The sequence below is a fragment of the Eubacterium sp. BIOML-A2 genome, from assembly GCF_009680135.1.
GTDB lineage: Bacteria > Bacillota > Clostridia > Lachnospirales > Lachnospiraceae > Faecalicatena > Faecalicatena contortus_B.
In genome coordinates this window covers 45,308-68,764 of sequence record NZ_WKZK01000004.1, presented here as the reverse complement: position 1 = coordinate 68,764, position 23,457 = coordinate 45,308, and the positions used below count along the sequence as shown (strand labels likewise).

Genomic DNA, 23,457 nt, shown 5'->3' with positions numbered 1-23,457 from the left:
TTTCCATTTATTCTCTGCTGTAAATGGCAGAAATGCTATTTCTTTTCAAGATGAAATCCATCAATAAAAACCGCACCTTCATCCACGACATACCCCGCAGCTCCGCAGAGGTATGCATCTTCTTTGTCTTCTGCCATAATCGTCACTTCACCAAAAGATGCTTCCAGCTTATTCCCGCACAGGGTAAACTTCATTGGATATTTTACAAATTGCGCGTAGTGAACACTGCCTTCGGCCAGAACAGTTTCCTTACCATCCCTGTGTTTTATAATCTGGAACGTATCCCCTCCAGATACAACTGCAGCATAATACCTGCGGTGCCCTGCGCTTCTCGCGGCCAATCCTCCCCGTTTATGCAGGCTGAACTTTAACATGGATGAAACCGTGTAATCTGTAAAATCTCTGGTTCCAATCGTAGCAAGTCCACCCGGTTCATCATGGCTGATACAATAAGTACAATTTAGATTCGGTGAGAAACACTTTGCGCTGGCTACGAACATTTTTGCCCAAAATGGGTTGGTATCCCACATATCCCGCATCATAATCCCTTCCTGATTCAGACATCGGGGCGTATTGCTCCAGTCAATGCTTCTTATAAAAACATCGCCCCGGTAGCGTTTTACACTCGAAAATTCCAGGCCAAACCGCAGCACCGGCAATCCGCCGTTATCCGGGATATTCCAGGCGAGAACCGTTCCCTTTGAACTTAACCGTATCCATTCCCCGTCCGTTCTCTGCAGCTGCCCATTCCGGTCTGTATACCAGATATAAGGGCGCATATCCGGCCCGTCCTCTCTCGGACAATCCGCACGCACGGTTACAGTCTGTCCGGTATAGAGCGTCGGCGAAACATAGGTTTCGTAATTCCGGTACTCTTCATGAATATCTAAAAATGTAGCCACACTGACATGAGCGTTCATTCCTTCTGCTAAAATATCAAAATTCAGCCTGAGACCGTTTCCGGCTCCTATTTCATTTCCGTTGGATATCTTTGGTGTACATTTTGGATATTCTACATACGGGCAAACAGTAAATCCCTGCACGCTTCCGGGATACTCAAACGCAAAGCGTTCCCTTCGCTCCTCCCCTTCGATCCCCCGCACTGCCTCGGCGGCGCGTACAATTCTTTTTGTCTCTTTCACGGCATCAGATATCCCTTCGCCGCCATCAGAAGTGATGACCAGCAGCCGGTCCGCTACAGGCCCTCTAAAATCCGGTCCTGACTCTATCCCCTCAATTCCCAGACGGATTCCGTTCAGACAGCCTACATTTCCTGCATTACAGTCTGTATCCCAGGCAGCAGATGCCCCAATCTTTACCGATTCCGCAAAATCATCACCGGCACAGAGGAGAGACGCCAGCACCATCGCATGATTAGGTACCATATGGCACGGACCGGGATAAATGTGATATCCGTATTTCTCATCCAGCCGTTCTCTGACTTTTCTCCAGTCCGACTCCGCTTTACAGATGTTTCTCACATTATCAACCAGAGCGCTCAATTCTTCTGTTTGTATAAACCTGACGTTTTCATCAAAAAGTTTTTCCAGATTTCGTTGATCAAAAGCTGCCGCTTCCATGGCCCCTAAGAATCCTGCCGCATCTACGGCAATGCCGTCATGGGACACGCTGGCACAGGCACGTACCAGATAATCTGCATATTCTGGGTCCCCCGGACACATCATAGCATAAGCGTCCATAAAAATCTGAGCGCCGATCTGCTGGGAGAGAACCGGTCCATTTTTCTCCATAGAACCACTATCCGGCGCAGGAATGCCATTCTTCAAATGAAGATAAGCCGTATGCTCCGTAGCGTTTCCCAGACCGCCCCACCAGAGAATGGACCGGTCTTCTATAATGTAATTCAGCCAGGTATCCCCGATCTGCCTGGCAGTCAGGTTCTTCGGATACCCGTTGTCCTCCATCGCCCGGAAAAACGCAAAAGTACCGGAAAGGTCGTCATCCGCCACGATCAGCGGAAGATTCAGTTCTTCGTGAACATAGTACGGCACATCACCAAAACGCTCTATAATACTCTGATACGGCCATCCTTCTACCGGCCGGCCCAGATATACACCGATCATCTTTCCCAGGACTCCGGCGTAAATTTGATTTTTATATTTTTCTGATAATCCCATCTCTTATCTCCTTCCTAAGCGGCAGCCCTGCCGCAGCAATACCGGGAACTATGCCTTCGAAAAGCATACTCCGCTTTTATCCTTTCACGGCTCCGCTTACCATTCCTTCCACAAACCTTTTCTGCATCAATACAAAGAACAGAATGATCGGAGCCACAATAATCACGGTTGCAGCCATGTTTGTACCGTGGTTTGCCGTATTCGTACCGTTCAGCGACATCAAAGAAAGCATGGCTGTAAAATTCTTCTCTCCTGTCAGGAACGTAGAAGACACCAGAAATTCATTCCATGAATTTAAACCTGTTATAATCCCCACCGTCACCAGACCTGGCGAAAGAAGGGGCAAAATGATATGTCTGATCACCTGCAGTGTACTGGCTCCGTCAATACGTGCCGCCTCCTCCAGCTCTTTTGGAATCGCCATAAAAAATGAACGTAAAAGGGAGATTGCCAGCGGAAGTGAGGTGGCGGACAGAATGAAGGATACCGCCACATGATTTCCAAGCCACCCCATTTTCGCATACACACGATACAAAGGAACAAGAAACAGGTACACAGGCATTGTCATCGTAATCAGAAAATAACTATGTATAACAGTAGTGCCCCGTACTTTCCGCCCGCCAATTACATAGGCTGCCAGAGAAGCAAACAGAAGTACTACGATCACCGTGCATCCGGTGTACACGATACTATTTATAATGCTTCGCCCAAAATTCCCATCCTGCCACGCCTTCACATAATTCGCAAACCCGGCTGAAAATTTGACAGACAGAGGATTCATGATAATATCCACATGGGTCTTAAAGCTGTTCAGCAATACCATCAGCATGGGCAGCATACAAATAAAGGTGAGAAAGATCAAAATAATCATTGATAAAATGGATCTTTTTTCTTTTTTCATGTCCGATTCTCCTTCCTATGATTCGTTGCGGCTCATTCTCGCGTACATAAGCGATGCGACCAGTCCCAGCACCGACATCATCACGGCAATCGCCGCAGACTTTCCAAACTGGAACAGACTGAACGCATAGTTGTAAGTCAATGTCCCCAGCATCTCTGTCGCATGGGCCGGCCCGCCGGACGTTAGCAGGTATACGTAATCAAACTGAAGGAAGGACTGAATTACAATCAAAACTAACATCATTTTGAAAGTAGGCAGCATGCTCGGAAAATAAATATACCGGAAAAGCTGCCAGCCATTACAGCCGTCCATCGTTGCAGCCTCCACATAGTCCATGGGAGTCTGCCTAAGAGCAGAGAAAAATACGATCGCAAGGTATCCCCAGTAATGCCAGATATCCGCGGCAGCCACGCCAATCAGCGCAGCGCTCGGCTTCGTAAGCGGGGAAGCCATCCACGACAGCCCAAAGGTATTTTTCAAAAATCCAACCAAGCCGGTAAGAGGGCTGTAGATCATGTTCAGCCAGATCAAAGCATTGGCAATTGGGGCAATCACATAGGGAAACAGGAACATCACCTGAAACAGAGCGCTCTTTTTTTTCTGCTTCAGAAGGCACACGGCTGCGATCAGGGCAAGCAACACCGGAATGACCAGATACATGACCATCCATTTACAGTTATTACCCAAAGCCTTAATAAAAACATCGTTACCAAGTAATTCCTTATAATTCTGAAGACCGATAAAATTCATATCTTTTGATACGCCGTTCCAGTCCGTAAAGGATGAAATAATCGTCGTAACAGAAGGTATCAGGATTACACAAGTGCTTAGAAGAATCGCCGGGGCCATCAGCAGATAATATTGGGTTTTTTGTTTTACTCGTTCAAATGACATCTAAACGCCACCTCTTTCTCTATTCCAGATATAAAAATGGCGGTGGCCTTTCATTTGCGGCCACCGCCACAGGATTCAACCTTCCTCTTCCAATCAAAAGCGCGAAGCAGCTTCATCTGCATCCTTTGCCGCGCATATATGCTGTCTTTTACTTTCCTGCCGGTGCAGGACAGATTGGACAAGAGCCTGCATCGAAATCTTTCTGGAACGCATCATCGATTTCTTTCATAAATGTCTCTGCATCTTTATCGCCCAGCCAGACGGAATCTACTTTATACATTAAGTCAAATGCCTCCGCCGGCATATAGGAAGAATTATAATAACCAAAGTTCCCTTCATCGATCGCAGCGCATGCTTCGGTAATCCCCTGCATGAACATCAACGGAAGGCCGCTGAACTGTCCCATATCGATCTCGTTTAATGTGGTCAGCGGTACGGCCCAGTATCCCGGCCAGTCATTTGCCATCTTAGCAACGAAATCATTGGTCATCATCATATCAAGGAATTCTGCACACTCATCTTTATACTCTGTCTGTTCGTTGATTGCCAGAAGCCCGGTAGCCCCTACCGTGTAGATAGCTGGTGAGTCCGCACTCGTTGACGGAAATGCGGTGAATCCGAAGGTGTCTTTGTCAGCATAGGACATCAGGTTCTGGATAAATTTCATAGGTCCAAAGTAGAACGGAGCCCTTCCCTCAGCAAGGAGTGCTGCGGAGTCCGCCCAGTCAAGTGACAGGTAATCCGTTCCCAGATATCCCTTCTGATACCATTCTGCTGAAGTTTTAATTGCATCTGTCAGGGACGCGTCTGTCCATGGCAGTTCATCTGTCAGAGCCGCATAAACGTTGTCAGCGCCTCCAAAAGAATTCAGAAACAGAGAAGTATAGTCTTCATTCGTTGGCTGCCAGCCCTTACTTCCTGTTACGGATCCATACATGCCTTTTTCCATAGCCTCATCCATAATCTTGGTCAGCTCATCTACTGTTTTTGGAACCTCCCAGTTATTTTCTTTCAGCACTTCTTTGTTATAAACCATTCCAATTACATTCATACCCATTGGCAGAGAATAAAGGGAACCTTCATACATGCCGGAGTCATACATACAGCCCAGGACCTTATCCTTCCAGCCGTATTTCTCAGCATATTCATCAAGGTTGGCATATTTCCCTGCCTGAATATAGGTCAGGGCAAGTGACGGGGATGATTCGTATACGATATCCGGCCCCTCGTCAGCTGACAGAGCGACTGCCATATCTTTGTTTACAGAAGAGCGATACTCTACTGTCATCTGGAAGCCGGGATGCGCCTCATTAAACTTGTCCACCAGATGTTTGGACATTGCTTCCTGCTGTTCGGAAGTTGCGCCCCAGAACCACATAGATAATTCTACGGTATCGTCATCTGATTCGCTCTTACTCTCTTTTGCATCTTCAGAATCTGTGCCGCTGCCTCCGCCACAGGCTGTCAGCATGCCGAAGCACATTGCCAGAACTAACAAGATACTCAACACTTTTTTCTTCATTTTACAATCTCCCTTCTTTTGGTAAAACGTTTTCGCTAACTGGTATGTTATAACTTTATGGTTATAAATTATCACCCTGTGTTGTTTTTGTCAATATAATCATAACATAGCATTTATTTTTTGGTAGTTTTACATAAATTAAGCGCATGTTTTTTGTTTATGATTCAGGAAAATCATTTGCTCAACCCCCTCGAATTCCTTAGTTAAAGCGTTTTATCAAGTATTTTTGTGTTTTTTTCTAATAGCAATTGCAGATTTCTAATTTCTCTGTTATAATTTATTCCATAATACAGCGGAGTGGAGTGTGTAAGTCCACTTCAGTTCCCCCCTTACCTCAATCTTTGAAGGGGAATACTATTAATATCAGTTTATTTGAAGGAGGCCCCGCTTTGACTTGTACGATTCGTGACATTGCCCAGGCTGCCGGCGTATCCGCTTCCACTGTTTCCCTCGTATTACGCGGCAAAGAAAACCGCATTTCCGAAGAAACAAAACTGCGGGTTCGTCAGATTGCCAAGCAAATGAATTATGTTCCCAACCAGGTTGCTGTCTCACTGGTTACGAAAAAAACACATACCATTGGATTGATCTATGCCGATATGCTTAACCCCTTTTACTCGGAGCTGGCCGTAGGAGTAGAACGTAATGCGCAGCTTCACCATTACAGTCTGCTGATCTGCAACTGTGATGAACAGGTGGAGCGCTGTATCCACAGTATAGATTTGCTGGAAAGCCGCTGTATTGACGGCTTTATTCTTCAACCCCCGGAAACGATCAACGCCAGTCCTAAACAGTTGCATGCACTGCAGGAGAAATTAAATACCTGCCGTACTCCCTATGTGATTCTGGATCGTGCGATTCATAACGTATTTCATGATTATGTCTCTGCCGATCATCAGCTGGGAGGATATCTGGCTACAGATTATCTTATCCGGCTTGGACATACCCGGATCGGTTGTATTACGGGTTCCCTCTCCGACTACGGCTCCAAACGCCGTCTGGCCGGATATCAGGAGGTTCTCTCAAAACACGGGATCTCTTATGACCCGTCTCTGATATACGAGGGATTATACCTGATTGAGACAGGATACCGCGGTGCCATGGAACTTTTCAAAAAAGATGTCACTGCCATTTTCGCCTTCAGCGATCAGATTGCGATCGGTGTGCAGCGCGCCGCTTCAGAATGTGGAATTTCCATCCCGGAGGACCTTTCTCTAGTAGGTTATGATGACAGCACAATTTCTCACCTTTGTGCTGTTCCTCTCACCACGATCCGTCAGCCGATTGAACTGCTCGGACGCCGCGCATGCGAACTTTTAATTGACCGGATCGAAGAACCTGACCGTGCGCATCAGGATTATTTATATCCTCCTGTGCTGATTCAGAGAAGCAGCTGTTCCCTGCCCCGTCATAATGCTGCTTTGCTCCACGAGGACAGAAATATCCTTCCAAAGGATACCCCATAACTCAAGCCCTCCGGTGGAACCACAGTGGCTGCGAAATAAGATTCTCCCAGAAGTTTTTGTAAAAGCGAAAAGGGCCCTGCTCTATCCAAAATATGTTCTCTTTCCAGGCAGAAAAGTATAATGGTAATAAATCGCCTGTTAATGAAGAGAGCATATCTGATAGAACAGTGCCCTTTAAAATATTACAAAAATTGTGAATCCTTACAAGAGCCCTCCTACAGAGAGGAACAGCGGGGCGAATACAAGTGCAACGATAGTCATTAGTTTTATCAAAATATTGATTGACGGTCCTGAGGTGTCTTTAAACGGATCCCCGACCGTATCACCTACTACGGCTGCCTTATGGGCTTCGCTGCCCTTCCCGCCATGGTGGCCTTCTTCTATGTATTTCTTCGCGTTATCCCAGGCTCCGCCTGAATTGGCCATAAATATCGCCATCAGTACGCCTGTTACCAGCGCTCCTGCGAGGAGCCCGCCCAGTGCATCGGTGCCTAATACGACTCCAACCACTACCGGCACGACAACTGCCATCACGCCTGGCAGAAGCATCTCCCGAAGGGCCGCCTTTGTAGAGATCGCAACACAAGAGGTATAATCCGGTTTATCTGTCCCCTTCATAATACCTGGTTTCTCGCGGAACTGCCGCCTTACTTCTTCAATCATCTTATAAGCAGCTTTTGACACGGAGTCCATCGTTAATGCGGAGAATAAGAATGTCAGCATTCCGCCAATGAAAAGCCCGATGATAACCTTATAATCCAGCAGGTTGATAGACTGCAGCTTTACAGCCTCTGCATAGGATACAAACAGGGCCAGCGCAGTCAGTGCCGCTGAACCGATTGCAAAACCTTTCCCCATGGCTGCAGTAGTATTTCCCACAGAATCCAGCTTATCGGTAATCTCACGTACAGATTCATCCAGTCCGGACATCTCTGCAATACCACCTGCGTTGTCCGCAATCGGACCGTATGCATCTACCGCCACCGTAATACCGGTTGTAGAAAGCATACCTACTGCCGCAAGTGCGATCCCATATAAGCCGTCCGCCTTATACGCTACAAAGATACCTGCACATATCAGAAGGAGCGGAAATGCAGTAGACTGCATGCCGACTGCGATACCACTGATAATTGTGGTTGCCGGACCTGTCTCTGACTGGTTGCCAATCTTCTGAACCGGTTTATAATCTGATGATGTATAATACTCTGTTACACTTCCTATAATTACTCCCACAACAAGGCCTGCGATTACCGCAATCGCCGCCTGGAAGCCGTCAAATAACACTTTACTAAGTACAACGGATGCAATAATGACAAGAATCGCAGAAACGTAGCTTCCTCTTGTCAGAGCCTTCTGAGGGCTGGACTTTTCGTCTCCTTTTACAAAAAATGTACCGATGATCGATGCCAGCAGACCACAGGCCGCTATCACAAGTGGAAATACCACTCCGGATACTGCTGCCCCGACAGCGCCAAGAGTCAGTGCAGATACAAGGGAACCTACATAAGATTCAAAAAGATCCGCTCCCATGCCTGCCACATCCCCTACATTATCGCCTACATTATCCGCGATTACTGCCGGATTACGCGGGTCATCTTCCGGGATCCCGGCCTCTACCTTACCAACCAGGTCCGCTCCCACGTCTGCTGCCTTAGTATAAATACCTCCGCCCACACGGGCAAACAGCGCAATTGAGGAAGCTCCCAGGCTGAATCCTGACAGGATATCTACATTGCGGGTGATGATATAAACCAGGCTCACTCCCAGTGCACCAAGCCCCGCAACACACATTCCCATAACCGCTCCACCGGAAAATGCAATGGACAATGCCTTATTCATGCCGCTCTCTTTTGCCGCATTTGCCGTCCTGACATTAGCCTTCGTCGCCACATTCATTCCAAAATAACCGGCAAGCGTTGAAAATAGAGCGCCCACCACAAAGCATACTGCCGTAACCCAGTTGCCGATGCCCACACCGATCAGTATGAATAGCACCACAACGAAAATAACCAGAATTTTATATTCTGATTTCAGGAAAGCCTGTGCGCCTTCACTAATTGCACTGGCAATTTCCTTCATTTTGTCGTTCCCGGCATCTGCTCTGCTTACTTTTACCGCCAGATATGCGGCAAACAGCAGTGTTAGAACTCCTACTGCCGGAACCAAATACAATAACCTTTCCATAATAACCTCCTAAAAACCAATCCCTTTTAACATATTCCCGGCCTATAAATGATTCAACACCTCCTTCTTTACCGGGTCTGTTGATCTCATTCTAGCAAAGAATGCAGGAATTAACAATGTATTTTGCAGAAATTGTATTGTATTTGGGAAATTTATTCAATTGAAAGAACTTTATGCACTCCGCCTTCCGCCCTCCGTCAATTATCTGAATATCTGAAAGAGGTCGGGCGGCGGATCATTGTAGATGTGTTGATTTATGCCCCGGTTCCTACTCCTCCGGAACAATTATAAGATCTTTTGTAAAGTGGTTGAGTACTTCGCATCCGTCTTCCGTGATGAGCACAATGTCTTCGATACGGACGCCGATTCCCTCATCCGGCAGGTAAATTCCAGGCTCTACAGAAAAGCACTGTCCTGGCTTGATGATGTCTTCATTGACGGACGATACATCCCCGAATTCATGATCCTCCAGGCCGATAGAGTGGCCTGTCCTGTGTGTAAAGTATGGGCCGAATCCTTTTTCCGTAATATAATCACGGCATGCAGCATCTACATCGCACATTCTGTTCCCCGGCCTGGCAGCTTCGATTCCTCTTCTGTTGGCTTCTGCGACAATGTCATAGATCTCTTTTGCCCGGTCAGATACTTCACCTATAAATACAGTTCTTGTCAGGTCTGATGCATAGTTGTTTTTAAATGCGCCTATATCCAGAATCACACAGTCTCCACGCTTTCCTCTGGAGTCATCTGTTACATGATGTGGATCGGCTGCGCCCTTAGCATATGCTGTGATCGGTTCGAAGGATACGCCCTCACATCCAAGCTCCTTGTAAATCTCACGGATCTTGGCGCTCAGCTCCCTTTCTGTGAGTCCTTTTCCAACCCAAGGGATCAGCTTTTCTACCGCAGCGTCATTCAATCTGGACGATTCCCGCATCAGTTCCTGTTCCTTTTCATCTTTGATCATCCTGATATAGTCTACAATCATGGAACCGTTCACATAACGGCTGCCAGCTTCCAGTTCCTGCAATCTGAGCAGGAATTTCGCTGGCCAGATTTTATCGATGCCAATTGTTTTATCTTTTTCTACATACTGTGACAGAATCTCAACGCCATCTTGTATGTCGTTATACCAGACCAGATCAACCCCAAGATCTTTCTCCTGGGGGAACAGCTCATTGATTACCAGCTTGTGATTCCCATTCACATTCAGATACAGCGCTAACAATCTCTCTCCCGGAACAATCATCTTTCCCGTCAGCCAGAAAATGGTGAGTGGATCAGCAATGATCATCTGCGGAACGCTTTTTTCTTCCATTGCCCCCAATATTCTATTTAACTTACCTGTGTCCATTCATAAAACCTCCTTTTTTCTGCATATTTAATGCTTTCTTATAAACATACCTCTGTCATTGTAAGGCTATTCATATGGCATGTCAATAAATCCCCGATGGTATATATTTCCTGCTTCTGCGGGGTGTTTCTCCCTGCTGCAGGTCCGGTTTTTACATGGTCTCATTAATTTAATGTGGATTTTTTTTTGGTTTATGATATGCTTGATAATGAGGTGATTATAATTGATAAAAAAAATACTTAGAAATCTGGGGGCTGTTCTTCTGTTCCTCGCAATCTCGAGTGTTTTATCCTTTTTATTTTTCCATTTGGGAAATAAAAGTTCCGCAAATATTGCTTTATTCTATATTCTTGCGCTCATTCTGATTGCGCTTAACACGGACGGCTACATTTATGGAATCTGTGCTTCGGTTTTCTGCGTAGCAGCGGTTAATGTATTTTTTACCTATCCCTTTTTCCGGATGGATTTTACCCTGGACGGCTACCCTGTCACATTTCTGGGTATGCTGGCAGTCAGTATTATCACCAGCACAGCCACCACCCGTATAAAAAAGCAGAAGATAATACTGGACGAAAAGGAACGTAAACTGGCAGAGGCAGAAAAAGAAAGAATCCGGGCCAACCTGCTGCGTGCGGTTTCCCATGACCTGCGCACACCGCTCACGACAATCATCGGCTCTTCCGCCTCTTGTATGGAGGATTATGACGACCTTACGGATCAAGAAAAACTGGAACTGATTCACAATATCCATGAGGATGCAGGCTGGCTTTTAAACATGGTCGAAAATCTGCTGACCGTTACCCGGATTCAGGATGATTCCGGTAAAGTGAAGAAGTCGCCTGAAGTCGTGGAGGAGGTCATTTCCGAGGCAATTACGAGAACCCGGAAGCGCTATCCAGATATAAAGATTCATGTGAATATGCCCAAGGACTTCCTTATGGTTCCCATGGATGCCACACTGATCGAACAGGTCCTGATTAACCTTATGGAAAATGCCTGCGTCCATTCACATACTGAGAAACCCGTAGAGCTGACCATAACCAGCGATGATGATTTTGTCCGCTTTAAAATCCGGGATTACGGTATCGGACTGGATGAAATGCAGCTCCCTTATATCTTTGAGGGAAAGTCTACCCGCAGTCCGGCCGACAGCTACAGAGGCGTTGGTATCGGTCTGTCAATCTGCAAGACTATCATTACTGCACACAGCGGCACGATTACTGCCGCTAACCATGAAAATGGGGCTGAATTTACTTTTACACTGCCAAAGGAGAGAGAGCATGAATATGACGCATAAAGTTACAGTTCTGATAATTGAAGATGAAAAGAAAATTTTGACATTTGTAAGTAAAATATTGAAAAAACACGATTACAAGGTCTTATGCGCAGATACCGGCAAAGGAGGGCTCAGTCTGATCGGTTCCCAATGTCCGGACATCATCCTGCTTGATCTCGGCCTGCCTGATCTTGACGGATGTTCGATTATACAGGAAGTGCGGGCCTGGTCCAGCATACCGATCATCGTAATTTCGGCCCGCTCAGCGGAAAAAGAAAAAGTAGCTGCTCTGGATCTGGGCGCGGATGATTACATCACAAAACCATTTGGTACCTCGGAGCTTCTGGCCCGCATCCGTGCTTCCCTGCGCCACAGCAACCGGCTGTATACGGATGGTTCTCTGTACATACGCCCCTACCAGTGCGGCAATATGCTTCTGGACTTCTCTAAACGTATTCTGACCATTGACGGGAAAGCGGTTCATCTGACGCCTATCGAATACAAAATAGTAGCCTACCTGGCACAGAATTCCGGCAAAGTCATAACTTATGCCTCAATTCTGTCAAATGTATGGGGGCCCTATGCGGACAGTGATAATAAAATCCTGCGCGTAAACATGGCAAATATACGCAGAAAAATAGAAATTGATCCCGCCCAGCCGCAGTATATTTTCACGGAAGTAGGGGTTGGGTACCGCATGAAAGAAGACGAATATGACAGCAATTCTCAGCCTTCTTCCGTGTAGTCCGCACTCCGTTTCCCCGTTAAAGAACCGCTAAGAAAATGACCAAACTCTTTTGGTATACTGCCTTTTCCTTTACAATAAGTCATAAAATGATCAAGAAAAGGAAAGGGAGAGAAAAGGCTATGGGAAATATAGGAATGACTATCTTAATGGTAGTGGGGGGCGCTGTGGGCATTTTTTCATCACTTTATATTGCCGTCAGTTTTCCGGCGCTCATTATATGGAAAATATACCGCAAAATACGCTACGGGTATAAGCTGGCCGATTAATTGGCGGATGACCATAAAGGCGGATCCAAAAAGGGAAGGACAACATGAAGGGGCCGTCGGAAAATGATTGACTCATACTATATATTGCGCCTAGCTTCATAGTCCGCCTCAATATGTAGTTTGTAAATATCATTTCCCGACAGCCCCTTTATGTTGTCCTGAAACAAGACTTTCCTATTCTCCAAAGGATCACATCTTTACTCAGTGACCTCGATTATGGGTGAGATAACTTCCTGGTTTATTACGTCTATGAATCCTACGTCTGTAACTGCATACATTGGTATGGCTGCCAGACAGATGAAGGACAGGAACATGAATGGAATGGTGATCGGTGAACCGAGTTCGTGGATAATTCCGTTGAGTTTCCGTTTCTCGTCTGCAAGCTCTTCTCCTGACAGGTCTGAAAGGAGGCCGCAGATTGGGTAAGATATCTCTTCCAGTATCTCGCCATTTTTGACGATGTTCTGGCCCCCGCCTATTTCAATCAGGTGGTTGACAGCTATGGCCATGTCTTCGAAGTTTGTTCCCATTACGATAATGTTGTGGTTATCGTGTCCTACAGAAGATGCAATGGCACCCTCTTTGAGATGGAACCCTCCCATAAACGCTTTGCCGACGTTTCCGTTTACTCCGTAACGTTCTACCTGGGCAATATAGAGCACATCCTGCTCCACGTCACACTGTACCACACCATTAACCACAGGCAGTTCTGCTTCACGTCCCTGCGTGATCGGTATCCATGGCAGGGTATCCATTACCTTTACTTTTACCTTTTTTGCTCCCTCGGGGGCTTCGATTCGGAAGCTTTCCGGGGTGATTGGATTTTTCAGTTTCGTTGTGTTTAAAAGGCATGGCGCATGCTCTGCCTTTGGATAGGATATGAGGCACCTGCCATTGTCCACGATTTCTTTTCCGCCTGCGATGACGCTTAATACGCGGAAATCTTCTTCCCCGGTTGTTATGTTGATATCCGCCCTGCGCCCAGGCGCCAGGCCGCCGATTTCATCGTCCAGGTGGAAGGCCCTGGCAGCATTGAGGGAAACCATCTGTATTACGGTTGGGAAATCAACGCCTGCCTTCAGCGCCCTGCGCACTGCTTCATCGAGATGTCCATTGTCCACTGCATCGACGGTATGAAGGTCATCCGTAACGATGCTGACTCTGGATGTATCCAGTTTCTGTTCCAGGATCGTTTTCAAGCAATCTGCAAGGTTCTGCGCAGCTGATCCCTCTCTGATCATAAGGTGGCAGCCATTCCTTAATCTGGCAGCCGCCTCCTCTCCGTTCAGGGATTCGTGATCCGTGGTAACGCCTGCTGCAAGGCAGGTATTCAAAGCAGGCCCCATCATATCCGGGAGATGCCCTTGACAGGTCTTCCCCGGCATCTTGTTCGCTTTCTCCATGGACTCAAGCAGATCCGGAAATCCGGATAAGACGTATGGCCCTACAATTTCAGACAAGCCGACCGCATCTTCTCTCTGCAGCGCTTTCTGAATGATTTCGCCGTTAAAATGTCCTCCGCTTGTTTCCAGGTTGGGGGCAAATGGTACATGGGACGGAACAACAAAATACAGTTTCAGATCCGTCTCCTCCGCTTCTTTGAGCACCGCTTCGATGGCTTCCAGGCCGCCTACAACCCCGACCTCATGAAGGTCTGTCATAACTGCTGTGGTGCCGTGTTTTAATACCAGTTCAGCAAAGGAACGGATTGCCAGGCTGGTGCTTTCGGGATGAATATGTCCGTCAATAAATCCCGGAGTAATATAATTTCCTCCCGCATCAATGACCTTTGTATTTTCTCCGATTGTATAGTCCACATCGCCAACCGCCGCAATCGTGTTTCCGCTTACAGCCACACCGCCCTCATAGATCTCTTTTGTATATACATTTACAATCTTTCCATTCTTAACAACGATATCTGCAGGTGTTCTTCCTGCCGCAACATCTAGTAATTTTTTATCCATATATCTGTTCCTCCCATCTGAAATCACACTTTGTTATCTGAAACATCCTCCTGCTTCTCATGCACTCAGCTTGTCTCTTAGCAGCGGGTGACCGGAAACCGGTTAGGCAGCGTGATTCCCGCTCTCCTGTATATCGTCTCGCTCCGTTCCTGGGCCTCTTTTACGATTGCCTCTTCATCTAGTGTCAGCACTTTCCTGTCCTTCATCAGCCATTTTCCATCACACATTGTACTTTCAATGTTCGTAGAATGCATAGCCGTCACAAGCGCCGCTATTCTGTCGTTTACCGGCATCATGGACGGGCCATGCGGATTAATCACGATTAGATCCGCTTTTTTGCCTGGTTCCAGGCTTCCATATACCTGGTCATCCAACAGTGCCCTCGCACCGTTTTTGGTAGCCATACATAAGATATCCTCCGACGGTACAACCGTGGAATCCAGTCGCCATCCCTTATGAATCAGCGACGTGATCCACATCTCATCCACCATATCCATACGGTTGCTGGAAGATGCCCCGTCAGTGCCTATAGAGACGCAGATTTTCTTATCCAGCATCTGCGGAATTTTGGCAAACCCCAGTACACGCATGGCAGAAGCCGGGTTGTGGGAGACTTTGACATCATATTTTTTGAACAGGTCGACTTCCTCATTTGTCAGCCACACGGTATGTACCGCCAGCAGATTTTTATCCAATACTCCAAGACGGTGCAGATGTGTTACCGTTGGCTCCCCGTAAACTTCTTTTGTATACTCAATCTCTGATTTAGCCTCCGCTACATGCATATGCACACCCACACGATATTGATCCGCCAGTTCTTTTGTCCTGACGATCAGATCATCCGTATTGTTGAAAATCGTCCTCAGCCCAAACCAGATCTGGACTCTGCCATCAGCAGTGTTATGGAACTTTTTCAGATCATCCACCTGCTGATCGAGTTCTTCCTGCATGGTCTTCTGCCAGATTGGAGGCAGCCCCCCCCCACAGTCCATGACGGATTTAGCAAGCTTTCCGCGCAGCCCCGCTTCTGACACGGCTCTTACCATGCCGCTGACAAACTGGCCGCCCGGCTCGGCAAAACTGGTCACTCCGGAGCGGATCAGTTCGAGACAGCACATCAGGGTCGAGACATAAGAATCCTCTTCTGTCATGTTACTCTCAAAAGGCCACATTCTTTTATGCAGCCACGTCATAAAATCTACATCATCGCCGACGCCGCGGCTGATCTGCTGAGATGTATGTACATGCGTATTGACAAATCCCGGCAGAAGATATCTGCCATTGAGGTCAATGACTTCCGCGTCCGGCCTAATCAGCGCGGGGTCTACTTTACCTGCCGCCAGAATCTTATCGTCCTGCACCAGAAGACCGCCGTTTTCATAAACCTGGTTTGACTCATTCATGGTTAGAATATAACCATTTTTAAAATAAATTTGTTTTGCACTTTCCAATCCACTTCCTCCTTTATCTGACTTTTTGTTCATTATAACGAATATCGTTCGTTTTGTCAATTCTCCTATTTGACTGAATAATCTGTTTCTGTTATAATACTTGCATTCAGTTAAAATTACCCGGGAGGTCATTATGGATTTATCTAAAATCGGTAAAACAATCAAAGACAAACGGCAGGAGATGAACCTGTCACTGCGTGAAGTTTCCGCCCTGTCTCAGGTGGCCGGAAGCACCATCAGCCAGATCGAGACCGGCAAGACATCCCCAAATCTGCTGACGCTGAAGGCCATCTGTGATACTCTTGACATCCCCGTCTTTTCCCTGTTTTTAGAGGAGGATTCACAGGTACAGCTGGTCCGCTTTCGGGATCAAAAATCATTTGTCAGAAACACAAGCAATGGAAAGGCTTTGACAGAATCTTTGATCATACACGGGAAGAACGAAATGTACGCAGCCACTGTCACAATTCCCTCCGGCTCAGACTCCGGCGAATTCGCACGCCATGGCGGAGAAGAATTTGTATATGTGCTGCAGGGAAATGTTACGTTTGAACTGGAAAACAACGGCAGCTATGAGCTGGAGGAGCATGATACCCTGTATTACCCTAATTATATCGGACACCGATGGATGAACAGAGAAGAGAAAGAAGCAAAAATCCTGATGGTTTCTACTTCTCCCTATACATTCTGACAGTAACATGATACAGAAACCATGAGCCGGGCTGTGCTGGTAATCCAGCACAGCCCGGCTCATGTATTTTACGACCGGTACTTGCTTCTAAATCCGGAGATATTCTTCCTGGAAATACCGGGCCAGATTCAAGATTGTTTTTTCCAGGTCCACCACCGTGTACAGTTCTTCTTCCGCCTGTAGAATTGCCTTTTCTATCCAGACCTCAATGCGCGGCTCGGCCTCCGGCCTCTGGATCTCCCTGCAGTTTTCTGCAGAGAGGATATAAGGCTCCCCCCAATATTCGATACCGAGCTGATAATCACGGTACTGGCAGACAATGACAATATGTCTGGCCAACGATTTTTCCTCCATGTCTTGCGTGTGAATCACCGGTATTATCATTCCTTTATAGTTGCATACCCCAGTAAAGTATTTTGGAAGACAGGGGATTTTCGAGATTTTCAGCCCGGGACATATCTCTGTGATATAAGGAAACTCAAAAGCGTATTTTCTTTCTCTGCCCTGAATGCAGAGCAATTCTGTTGTATTCTCTAGTTCCATAGGCTCCCTTTCTCATATAAACCAAACAGCATCTCCAGATCCAGCGCTGTGCATACCTTGCCGTTTCCCATAATACTCATGCCGCTGACTCCGGTCTTTCTTCTGAAATCCACCCCGAACAGGGCAGGCAGCTGTTTTACCACAATTCTCTTCTGTTCATACATACGTTCTGCCAGAATGCAGCCCTCTTTTTCCGTACCCCGCACATAGACAAGCACTGCCGAATCCGGCGTCTCTCCTTCCAGGCGGTAGAACTTCCGTAAGTCGATCATGGGTACCATTCTGTTCTCAAACAGAATGTAGGAACAGCCCTGATTCTCCTGTGTATTTTTTTTATTTTCTCCATACTCCAGAAACTGATACACATAGCGTGCAGGCATGGAGAAGCGGTAAGCACCCACACGGAAACGTATGCATTCCATGGTAGCCAGCGTCAACGGAACAGACAGCGTAAAGGTACTTCCCCTGCCCTGCTCGCTTTCAATGAAAACATTACCTCCCGCACTTTCCAGTACGCTTTTCCACATCCATCCCCACGCCGCGGCCGGAATACTCAGACACTTCCTCTTTCGTGGAAAAGCCGGGCTGCAGGATCAAATCCAGAATCTCCTGACGGCTGTACTCTTCCACAGGCTTTGTCAGCATGCCTCTTTCTTTTGCTTTCCCGCATATCTTCTCCTGATCCAGGCCCCGTCCGTCGTCTGCTATAGAGATCAACACCTCCCCCACGTTGCTTTCCACGGAAAATATCACCTTTCCCCGGCAGTCTTTTCCTGCGGCTGTCCGTTCATCGGGAGATTCGATTCCATGGTCCACTGCATTTCTGATCAGATGTACCAGAGCTTCAGACACATAGTCCACCACACTTTTATCCGCTTCGATATCCCCGCAGTTGGCAACAAACTCCACTTCCTTATCTTCATCTCTGCAGATGTCCCTGAGAATCCGCCTAAGCTTCGGCACAATCTTTTCGAGAGGCACCATGCGCATCTCCATCACCGTCCGCTCCACCTCACTGATAAGGCGTTCCAGCTGGTGTGCAGGCCCTTCCCTGATATCGTCCATCCCGCTGGATTCCAGCTGGTTCTCAAGGGACATCATGTGTATCAGCAGCTCTCTTGTCAGATTCTGCAGGTGGTCCAGTCTGTCGCTTCGCCCACTAAGAAATTCTACTTCTTTATTCTCTGCGGCTTCCCTGTCCTGCTGGTTCGTCTCTTCCGGCACCGGCGCGGGCAGGCGCTCCTGGATAACCCTGCACGATTCCACAAAAAGCCCCCGCTTCAGAATCTCCAGCACTTCTTCTTTGCGTTTGCTTTCAAAACGGATAAACAGCCCCTGTTCACTGATAATACCGGAAGATTCCGGAGAGCGCTCCAGATCTGGAGGATATGTCTCCAGATCGCTGCACATTCCTTTCATCTGCAGGATCAGCATAAAGGCTCTGACGTTCTCCATTCTGCACCCTTCCTCAAACAGAACCTTCACGATAACCCCATTCTTTTCTGCCATTTGGGCAGGTATCACATCCTGTTCCGTGCCGGGGGCCTCTTCCTTTGCCTCCTCCGGTTCTGCAGACTGTCCATGGCTGATCCTGCTCAGATATGCGTCAGCGTTCTCCTCCAGAACCTTTGTATCTGCCGGGGCATAATCCGGCTGATCCATGCGTTTGAGCTCATCTTCCATATAATCCAGCACGGCAAACAACAGGTCAAACAAGTCCGAAGGCACCTCTTTGATCTCCCCCTGCTGCTCCCTGTAATACGAGAATAAATCCTCCACCTTATGCGCCAGAGAGGAAAGCTGTTTCAGCCCCATCATTGCGGATGAACTTTTTATCGTGTGCATTACACGGAAAATACTGTGGATATCTTCTTTTGCAAAGGCATTTTTCCTCTCAGTCTCCAACAGGACAGCACTCAGCTGCCCTGTCAATTGTTCTGCCTCCAGCAAATATACCTCTAACATCTCTTCTGCATCCGCATCAAAAAATCCCATATTCTCATTCCGCCTGTTCTATGTTTTCATACCATACACTGCAGTTTTTCCCATGCCTCTTACCATAGTATAAGGCCTGATCTGCCTTTTCCACACATTCCTCGATCCCTTCCTGCCGTCCGTAAACATGCATTCCCAGCGTAATGGTGCAGGAAAATGTATCACTTCCACAGGTTATCTGAAATCCTTCGACCTCTTTACGGATTGTCTCACTGATCTGAAATGCTTCTGACTCCGTCACATTAAACAATGCCACCAGAAACTCTTCGCCGCCCCAGCGCACAACCTTGTAATCCCTGCAGATTCCATCCATTATATTCGCGATACAGACCAGCGCCATATCGCCCGCTTCATCACAAAAACAGACCCCGTGATCAGCGTCAAAGAGTATCTTCCTCTTTGGCCTTCTCACAGGGCCTGTTTCTTATTCTTTATTCTTCATCAAAGACCAGATCTTCGTCAAGTTCCAGTTCTTCATCAAAGTCAATTTCATCATCAAGCTCAAGCTCCGTGCTCAACTTCACGTCTCGGTATTTTCTCATACCGGTACCGGCCGGAATATGTTTCCCGATGATGACATTCTCTTTCAGACCGATCAGGTGGTCTACCTTCCCCTTGATTGCTGCTTCTGTCAAAACCTTCGTCGTCTCCTGGAAGGATGCCGCTGACAGGAAGGAATCGGTTGCAAGTGATGCCTTGGTAATACCAAGCATGATCTGTTCGCCTGTTGCAGGCTCTTTGCCTTCTGCCTGCAGCTGTTCATTCACTTCGGTGAATTCCAGAACATCTGCCATGGTTCCGGGCAGGAATTCGCTGTCTCCTCTTTCCTCTATACGGATCTTCTTCAGCATCTGACGCACAATAACTTCAATATGCTTATCGTTGATCTCAACCCCCTGCAGACGGTATACACGCTGCACTTCCTGGATCATATAATCCTGTACGGCACGCAGTCCCTTAATCTTCAGGATATCATGCGGGTTCACGCTACCTTCTGTCAGCTCGTCACCGGCTGCCAGCTTCGCGCCGTCCTGTACCTTGATACGTGAACCATATGGGATCAGATATGCCTTGGATTCGCCTGTCTCGTCGTTTGACACGATGATCTCGCGCTTTTTCTTTGTATCACTGATGGTTGCAGTCCCCGCAAACTCAGTAATAATAGCAAGGCCTTTCGGCTTTCTTGCCTCAAAGAGCTCCTCGACACGGGGAAGACCCTGTGTGATATCATCACCGGCAACTCCACCCGTATGGAACGTACGCATGGTCAGCTGTGTACCAGGCTCGCCGATAGACTGTGCGGCAATAATACCAACGGCCTCACCGACCTGCACCGCTTCGCCCGTAGCCATGTTTGCCCCATAACACTTGGAGCATACACCGTTCTTGCATTTACAGGTAAGAATGGTACGGATTTTTACCATATCTAACGGATCGCCCTTCTCATTCACGCCCTTTTTCATGACTCTCTCCGCACGTCTTGGTGTGATCATGTGGTTCGCTTTCACAAGAATATTCCCGTCTTTATCTCTGATATCCTCGCAGGAGAAACGACCTGTAATACGCTCCTGGAGACTCTCAATCTCTTCATTTCCATCCATGAATGCCCTGACATACATTCCTGGAATCTCTTTGCCTTCCTCCGCACAATCGCTGTCGTGGATGATCAGTTCCTGTGACACGTCGACAAGACGTCTTGTCAGGTATCCTGAATCGGCTGTACGAAGGGCTGTATCGGACAGACCCTTACGGGCTCCATGCGCAGACATGAAGTACTCCAGTACGTCCAGCCCTTCACGGAAGTTAGACTTGATCGGCAGCTCGATGGTACGGCCTGTCGTATCCGCCATCAGACCACGCATTCCGGCAAGCTGTTTGATCTGCTTATCGGAACCACGGGCTCCGGAATCGGCCATCATAAAGATGTTGTTATACTTATCCAGACCGGACAGCAGGGCCTCCGTCAGCTTATCATCGGTGGCCTTCCAGGTCTCGACTACCTCTTTGTAACGTTCTTCCTCTGTGATCAGGCCACGTTTGTAGTTCTTTGTGATCCGGTCCACAGTATCCTGTGCTGCCTCGATCATCTGCGGCTTCTCAGGCGGCACGGTCATATCGGAAATGGATACGGTCATCGCCGCTCTTGTTGAGTATTTGTACCCGATCGCCTTTACATCATCCAGAACCTCTGCAGTCTGTGTTGCGCCGTGGGTATTAATGACTTTTTCCAAAATCTGCTTCAGCTGTTTCTTACCCACGTGGAAGTCTACTTCCAGCAGCAGCTCGCTGCCTTCGGCCTCGCGGTCTACAAACCCCAGATCCTGCGGGATAATCTCGTTAAACAGCAGTCTTCCAAGTGTTGCATCAATCACTCCTGCCTTCTCACTTCCGTCCGGCATGGTCTTCTTTACGCGGACCTTAATTCTGGAGTGCAGGGTAATATATTCATTTTCATAGGCCAGGATGGCTTCACTCACGCTCCTGAAGAACATGCCCTCGCCCTTTGCTCCCGGTCTTTCCTGGGTCAGATAGTAGATACCAAGCACCATATCCTGGGAAGGAACGGCAACAGGGCCGCCGTCCGACGGTTTCAGCAGGTTATTTGGTGAAAGCAGGAGGAAACGGCATTCTGCCTGCGCCTCCACTGACAGGGGCACATGGACCGCCATCTGGTCACCGTCAAAATCGGCGTTGTAAGCCGTACATACCAGCGGATGCAGCTTGATCGCCTTACCTTCTACAAGGATCGGCTCAAATGCCTGAATTCCCAGCCTATGCAGCGTGGGGGCACGGTTCAGCATAACCGGATGCTCTTTGATCACTTCCTCGAGCACATCCCATACCTCTGGCTGAAGCCTCTCAACCATCTTTTTCGCATTTTTTATATTGTGCGCTGTCCCGTTCGCTACGAGTTCTTTCATAACGAATGGCTTAAACAGCTCGATTGCCATCTCTTTCGGCAGACCGCACTGATAGATCTTCAGCTCCGGCCCAACCACGATAACGGAACGTCCGGAATAGTCAACACGCTTTCCGAGCAGGTTCTGGCGGAAACGTCCTGATTTACCTTTCAGCATGTCGGACAGGGACTTCAGCGCCCTGTTTCCAGGTCCTGTTACCGGGCGGCCGCGGCGGCCGTTATCAATCAGGGCATCTACTGCTTCCTGCAGCATACGCTTCTCATTGCGGACAATGATATCCGGCGCCCCCAGTTCCAGCAGTCTCTTCAGACGGTTGTTTCTGTTGATAATTCTCCTGTACAGGTCATTCAGGTCGGATGTCGCAAAACGTCCGCCGTCCAGCTGTACCATAGGGCGCAGATCCGGCGGGATGACCGGAATTGCAGTCAGGATCATCCACTCCGGCTTGTTTCCGGATTCCCGGAATGCCTCTACAACTTCCAAACGCTTTACGATTCTCGCACGTTTCTGTCCAGTGGCATTGGTAAGCCCCGCCTGCAGTTCGGTATATTCCTTCTCCAGATCAATTGCCTGCAGAAGTTCCTGGATCGCCTCGGCTCCCATTCCTACGCGGAAGGAACCATAGCCCCATTTTTCTTTTTCTTCCTGGTACTCGGCCTCTGACAGTACCTGTTTGTACTGCATATCCGTCTCACCCTTGTCGAGAACGATGTAGGAGGCAAAATACAGCACTCTCTCCAGTGTCCTCGGTGAAATGTCCAGGATCAGGCCCATACGGCTCGGGATTCCTTTAAAATACCAAATGTGGGATACCGGCGCCGCCAGGGCGATATGTCCCATGCGCTCACGGCGCACGGAAGCCTTTGTCACCTCGACTCCGCATCGGTCGCAGACCACGCCTTTATAGCGGATCTTCTTGTACTTTCCGCAGTGGCATTCCCAGTCCTTGCTTGGTCCGAAAATCTTTTCGCAGAAAAGCCCGTCTTTTTCAGGTTTCAATGTTCTATAGTTGATGGTCTCCGGCTTTGTTACCTCGCCCCTTGACCAATCCATTATTTTATCCGGTGAAGCCAGCCCGATTTTGATCGCATCAAATGTTAACGGTTGGTATTGTTGTTCATTATTACTTGTTGGCATATAAAT

18 protein-coding genes are annotated in these 23,457 nt (G+C 47.8%); 5 read left to right on the top strand and 13 right to left on the bottom strand.

Annotation, left to right across the window (positions count from 1 at the left end):
• Nucleotides 1-35: 35 nt before the first annotated feature.
• The 4 genes from GKG43_RS02470 to GKG43_RS02455 form a co-directional block, all read right to left on the bottom strand.
• A complete protein-coding gene (locus tag GKG43_RS02470) occupies nucleotides 36-2,138 on the bottom strand; it encodes an ADP-ribosylglycohydrolase family protein (protein WP_129878445.1) in 2,103 nt (700 codons plus the stop codon).
• Nucleotides 2,139-2,214: 76 nt separating this feature from the next.
• Entirely contained in the window at nucleotides 2,215-3,039 is an 825-nt protein-coding gene (locus tag GKG43_RS02465; protein WP_129878443.1) for a carbohydrate ABC transporter permease, read from the bottom strand.
• Nucleotides 3,040-3,054: 15 nt separating this feature from the next.
• A complete protein-coding gene (locus GKG43_RS02460; RefSeq protein WP_044926308.1) occupies nucleotides 3,055-3,933 on the bottom strand; it encodes a sugar ABC transporter permease in 879 nt (292 codons plus the stop codon).
• A gap of 148 nt (nucleotides 3,934-4,081) precedes the next feature.
• A complete protein-coding gene (locus GKG43_RS02455) occupies nucleotides 4,082-5,455 on the bottom strand; it encodes an ABC transporter substrate-binding protein (protein ID WP_243125806.1) in 1,374 nt (457 codons plus the stop codon).
• Nucleotides 5,456-5,844: 389 nt separating this feature from the next.
• Here GKG43_RS02455 and GKG43_RS02450 point away from each other — a divergent pair, with 389 nt between their 5' ends.
• On the top strand, nucleotides 5,845-6,921 hold the full coding sequence (locus GKG43_RS02450) for a LacI family DNA-binding transcriptional regulator (protein ID WP_025654539.1): 1,077 nt from the start codon (nucleotides 5,845-5,847) through the stop codon (nucleotides 6,919-6,921).
• Nucleotides 6,922-7,122: 201 nt separating this feature from the next.
• On the opposite strand, the gene GKG43_RS02445 is transcribed toward GKG43_RS02450, so the two are convergent.
• Nucleotides 7,123-9,105 (bottom strand): sodium-translocating pyrophosphatase, encoded by a 1,983-nt coding sequence (locus GKG43_RS02445; protein ID WP_025654538.1) that lies wholly within the window; start codon nucleotides 9,103-9,105, stop codon nucleotides 7,123-7,125.
• 268 nt (nucleotides 9,106-9,373) lie between these two features.
• Nucleotides 9,374-10,459, bottom strand: a complete 1,086-nt coding sequence (locus GKG43_RS02440) for an aminopeptidase P family protein (protein ID WP_117440884.1) — start codon at nucleotides 10,457-10,459, stop codon at nucleotides 9,374-9,376.
• 223 nt (nucleotides 10,460-10,682) lie between these two features.
• On the opposite strand from GKG43_RS02440, the gene GKG43_RS02435 reads away from it, so the two are divergent.
• The 3 genes from GKG43_RS02435 (at nucleotide 10,683) to GKG43_RS22860 (ending at nucleotide 12,749) form a co-directional block, all read left to right on the top strand.
• A complete protein-coding gene (locus GKG43_RS02435; RefSeq protein ID WP_117440883.1) occupies nucleotides 10,683-11,756 on the top strand; it encodes a DUF4118 domain-containing protein in 1,074 nt (357 codons plus the stop codon).
• On the top strand, nucleotides 11,746-12,480 hold the full coding sequence (locus tag GKG43_RS02430) for a response regulator (RefSeq protein WP_025654536.1): 735 nt from the start codon (nucleotides 11,746-11,748) through the stop codon (nucleotides 12,478-12,480). Before GKG43_RS02435 ends, GKG43_RS02430 begins: the two co-directional genes overlap by 11 nt.
• A gap of 122 nt (nucleotides 12,481-12,602) precedes the next feature.
• The gene (locus tag GKG43_RS22860) at nucleotides 12,603-12,749 is read left to right on the top strand and encodes a hypothetical protein (RefSeq protein ID WP_173005669.1); all 147 of its coding nucleotides are present in this window, start codon (nucleotides 12,603-12,605) and stop codon (nucleotides 12,747-12,749) included.
• Nucleotides 12,750-12,946: 197 nt separating this feature from the next.
• Here the strand turns inward: GKG43_RS22860 and GKG43_RS02425 are convergent, their stop codons facing one another.
• Together GKG43_RS02425 and GKG43_RS02420 are read right to left on the bottom strand one after the other, a co-directional pair.
• Nucleotides 12,947-14,713, bottom strand: coding sequence for an adenine deaminase C-terminal domain-containing protein (locus tag GKG43_RS02425; RefSeq protein ID WP_129878441.1), 1,767 nt, complete (start codon nucleotides 14,711-14,713; stop codon nucleotides 12,947-12,949).
• A 77-nt stretch (nucleotides 14,714-14,790) separates the two neighbouring features.
• Entirely contained in the window at nucleotides 14,791-16,164 is a 1,374-nt protein-coding gene (locus GKG43_RS02420) for an amidohydrolase (protein WP_347561925.1), read from the bottom strand.
• 133 nt (nucleotides 16,165-16,297) lie between these two features.
• Between GKG43_RS02420 and GKG43_RS02415 the strand changes: the two genes are divergently transcribed.
• On the top strand, nucleotides 16,298-16,855 hold the full coding sequence (locus GKG43_RS02415; protein WP_129878437.1) for a cupin domain-containing protein: 558 nt from the start codon (nucleotides 16,298-16,300) through the stop codon (nucleotides 16,853-16,855).
• Nucleotides 16,856-16,942: 87 nt separating this feature from the next.
• Here GKG43_RS02415 and GKG43_RS02410 read toward each other — a convergent pair whose 3' ends face one another.
• The 5 genes from GKG43_RS02410 to rpoC are packed head-to-tail and all read right to left on the bottom strand — an operon-like array spanning nucleotide 16,943 to nucleotide 23,451.
• Nucleotides 16,943-17,398: a chemotaxis protein CheW gene (locus GKG43_RS02410; protein ID WP_025654533.1), complete on the bottom strand. Its 456-nt coding sequence runs from the start codon at nucleotides 17,396-17,398 to the stop codon at nucleotides 16,943-16,945.
• Complete coding sequence (locus tag GKG43_RS23210; protein WP_243125805.1) at nucleotides 17,389-17,925, bottom strand: chemotaxis protein CheW; 537 nt, start codon at nucleotides 17,923-17,925, stop codon at nucleotides 17,389-17,391. The genes GKG43_RS02410 and GKG43_RS23210 overlap by 10 nt, the downstream gene beginning before the upstream one ends.
• Nucleotides 17,891-19,393 carry an Hpt domain-containing protein gene (locus GKG43_RS02405; RefSeq protein ID WP_243125804.1) on the bottom strand — a complete coding sequence of 501 codons (1,503 nt, stop codon included), beginning with the start codon at nucleotides 19,391-19,393 and terminating at the stop codon, nucleotides 17,891-17,893. The genes GKG43_RS23210 and GKG43_RS02405 overlap by 35 nt, the downstream gene beginning before the upstream one ends.
• A gap of 4 nt (nucleotides 19,394-19,397) precedes the next feature.
• Nucleotides 19,398-19,805, bottom strand: coding sequence for a GGDEF domain-containing protein (locus GKG43_RS02400; protein WP_347561924.1), 408 nt, complete (start codon nucleotides 19,803-19,805; stop codon nucleotides 19,398-19,400).
• Nucleotides 19,806-19,824: 19 nt separating this feature from the next.
• On the bottom strand, nucleotides 19,825-23,451 hold the full coding sequence (gene rpoC / locus GKG43_RS02395; RefSeq protein ID WP_129878435.1) for a DNA-directed RNA polymerase subunit beta': 3,627 nt from the start codon (nucleotides 23,449-23,451) through the stop codon (nucleotides 19,825-19,827).
• Between the last annotated feature and the right edge of the window lie 6 nt (nucleotides 23,452-23,457).